Here is a 3,276-nt window from a genome sequence, read left to right as displayed (position 1 = left end):
TGCCGAGTCGCCGGCGGTGGGGACGACGGGCAGCGGTGTCGTCCCCTCGTCCCGCGGCAGGGCGGTCTCCGCCCGCGTCGGCGAGGCGGAGCGCCCGGTGCCCCCATCCTGCTCCCGGGTGTGGGAACCGATGCCGACCCCCTCGACGGGCTCGTGCGACCATGGGGCGAGCTCACGAGCCAGCTCGCCCGGGGTCTGCGGGCCACGGTGGGCGGTGAGGGTGAGCCGGCACAGGGCGTCGAGGTCGCCCGGCACCCCGGCCGCGACCTCCGACGGGGCGGTGGGTCCGGAGCCGTAGGACGGGGCCCGGGAGAGCCCGGCCCCGTCGGAGTCGAGGGGCCACAGGCCGGTGAGCCCGGCGTAGACGATCGCGACGGTGCCGACGACATCCTCGCGGCTCGCGGAGTCCGCGTCCTCGTCCTCGACGCCGCGCAGCGCGGCGGACGTCGCGAGGCCGACGACCTTGACGTCGCCGCTCGTGGTGCGGACGACCGATCGCGGCGACAGGCACGAGTGATGCAGGCCCCGCTTCCGGGCGGCCTCCAGCCCGCGGGAGACGAGGCCGGCGACCCGGCGCACCTCCTCGGCGGGCATACCGCCGTCGCGGGCGAGCTCGGCCACGCTCTGGGCGCCGGCGAGGCTCTCCTCGACGACGTAGGCGACGCCGCCTCCCTGACCGACGTCGTGGACCCGCGCGAGGTTGCTGTTGTCGACGAGAGCCGATCGGCGGGCCGCGTCGAGGAGGGCTGCGGCATGCGGATGGGTCGAGGGCACGACGAGGACCGACACCGCGCGCTGGAGGGTGGAGTCCTCGGCCTGCCAGATCTGGGCGCCGTCGCGCTCGTCGAGGCGCCGGGAGAGGGCGTAGCGACCCCCCAGCACCGTTCCTGGACCCACGCCACGCACGGATGGCTCCCCTTCGTCGCTCCTGACTGCCCGCTCATAGTAGGCGGGGCTCCTGCGGATACGGGTCAGGCGGTGCCCCGGCCGAGTCGCCGGGCGAGGGGGCCGAGGACCTCGTGGACCTCCTTGACCCGCAGGCGGGCGGCCCCGGCGAGGGCGACGACGACGAAGACGGCCCCGACGACGACGAGGGTGAGCAGGACGGCGACCCGCCCGACGCCGAGGATCTTCCACATGAGCAGGAGGAGCGCGCCGGAGACGGCCGTCGCGACGGCGGAGGCGAGGATGAGCCGGACGTTCTGCTGGACGACGGCCTGCAGCCGCAGCCGCCCGAGCCGGCGGCGCAGCAGGAGGAAGCCGAGGACCGCCGCGACGAGGTTGCTCGCCGTCTGCCCGACGCCGACGCCGACGCCGACCCACTGGGGCGGGAGGGCGATCGACAGGAGGTTGACGACGGTCGCGATGACGGTGACGACGACCTGGAGGTAGAACGGGGTCTTCGCGTCCTCGTAGGCGTAGAAGGTGCGCTGGACGAGATAGAGCCAGCCGAAGGGGACGAGGCCGAAGAGCATGGCGACGAGGACGTGGGCGATGGCGTCGGTCTCGGGGATCGTGTTGCCGAGGTAGATGGAGTGGGTGATCCACGGGGCGAGGAGGATGCCCCCGAAGGTCGCCGGGATGAGGACGACGGCCGGCATCCGCAGCCCCCGGCCGAGGTCGTGGAGGACGTCGCGGCGCCGCCCCTCGTGCGCGGCATACGACAGGCGCGTGAAGAGCGCGGTGACGAGCGAGACCGTCACGAGGGAGTGCGGCAGCATGAAGAGGAGGAACGCGTTGGTGTAGACGACCTTGCCGGCGCCCTGGACCGCCTCCCGCTGCGCGACGGCGTCGGCGTGGGTGAGGACCTGGGAGGTGACGATGAAGCCGAGCTGGCTCACGGCGATCGCCGCGAAGGTCCACATCGCGACGCGCGACGCGCCGCCGAGACCGACGCCGCGGAACCCCCACACGGGCCGGTAGCGGAAGCCGATGCGGCGCAGCGGGACGATGAGGACGAGCGCCTGGAGGACGATGCCGAGGGTCGACATGCCGGCGACGAGGAAGAGCATCTCCGGCGACCAGTCCCCGGCCGGCGCCCGGCGCGGCAGGCCGCGGGCGAGGAAGATGACGAGGCCGGCGATGGCGACGACGTTGGCGAACACCGGCGCCCACATGTATGCCGTGAACCGGCCGCGGGCGTTGAGCACCTGGCCGAGGAGGGTGTAGAGCCCGTAGAAGAAGATCTGCGGCAGGCAGATGAAGGCGAAGGTGACGGCGAGCGCCATCTCGTCCGAGCCCCAGCTCGACGAGGCGAAGATCCGCACGAGGAGGGGTGCGGCCGCTGTCGCGAGGACCGTCGCGACGGCCATGAACGCGATGGCGAGGGTGAGGAGGCGGTTGACGAAGTCCTCCCCGCCGTCGTCGTGGCTCGCGGCCTTGGCGATCTGCGGGACGAGGACGGCGTTGAGGATGCCTCCGGCGATGAGGAGGTAGAAGTTGTTCGGGAGGGTGTTCGCGACGTCGAACGTCGACCCGGTGATCGCCAGGCCGAGGACCGCCGAGAGGAGGATCCCCCGCACCATCCCGAGGACCCGGGAGGTCAGCGTGCCGGCCGCCATGAGGGCGCTGGCCCGGGCCAGGCCCGTGTTGGAGGAGGCGACCTCGGCGCCCTCGCGGGGTTCACTCATGGGGAGACATCCTCGTCGGGTTCGGCGACCGGCCCTCGCGCGCCACGCCGCCGGTCGACGCGCCGCCGGTCGACGCGCCCCCGCCAGATCCCGGCGACGAGGAGGCCGGCGGCCACCACGCCGATGACCCAGTAGATCCAGTGGCCCGTCGGCGAGACGCGGATGCGGACGGGCGCGTCGGACCGGATGACGGTCCCGTCGGGGGCGGAGAGGGTCGTCGTGATCGGGACGAGCCCTGCCGCATACGCCGTGACCTTGAAGGTGACCGTCGTCCGCGACCGGGCCCCGATCCGCAGGACCACCCTGGGAGTGTCGACCCGGAGCCGGGGGTTGTCGGGCCGGAGCGTGAGGGTGACGTCGTGGACCCCGACACGGAGGGTGTTGACGACGGTGATCTGCACGCGGCCGGAGTCGGCGAGGAAGTTGACCTCGCGGGGGGAGACCTCGAGCCCGGCCGTCGAGCCGGCGGCGTGCAGTGCGGTCCGGAGCACGGCGAACCCCCCGCGCTCCGTGCGCCAGGAGGCCGCTGCCAGCCGGACGGCGGCCTGCTGCCACGGCGGCGCGAACGTCGTCCCGTCGTCGCGGACCGATGCCATGGCGCGCACCGACGTGACGTCGGCCCGGATCGCCGCGGCCACCGGCGGGG

General features: G+C 73.6%; 3 protein-coding genes. All 3 read right to left on the bottom strand.

The features are described 5' to 3' along the window. Window positions 1-906, bottom strand: a 906-nt coding sequence (locus BN12_RS25460) for a protein kinase family protein (protein WP_235432477.1), incomplete at its 3' end; no start/stop codon positions are given. A 65-nt stretch (window positions 907-971) separates the two neighbouring features. Continuing rightward, window positions 972-2,630: a murein biosynthesis integral membrane protein MurJ gene (gene murJ, locus BN12_RS20320; protein WP_048555313.1), complete on the bottom strand. Its 1,659-nt coding sequence runs from the start codon at window positions 2,628-2,630 to the stop codon at window positions 972-974. Then, window positions 2,627-3,276: DUF6049 family protein (locus tag BN12_RS20315; RefSeq protein ID WP_162233115.1), on the bottom strand; the 650-nt coding region annotated here is incomplete at its 5' end. The genes BN12_RS20315 and murJ, both read right to left, overlap by 4 nt.

Origin of the sequence: Nostocoides japonicum T1-X7 (assembly GCF_001046855.1) — a bacterium.
GTDB classification, from domain to species: Bacteria; Actinomycetota; Actinomycetes; order Actinomycetales; family Dermatophilaceae; genus Nostocoides; species Nostocoides japonicum.
Note: the sequence above shows the minus strand (reverse complement) of the source record. Positions and strands in the feature narration are given on the sequence as shown.

What these genes read in the sequence shown, in the direction of transcription:
- murJ (WP_048555313.1), bottom strand. Translation starts at nt 2,630, where the DNA reads ATGAGTGAACCCCGCGAGGGCGCCGAGGTCGCCTCCTCCAACACGGGC.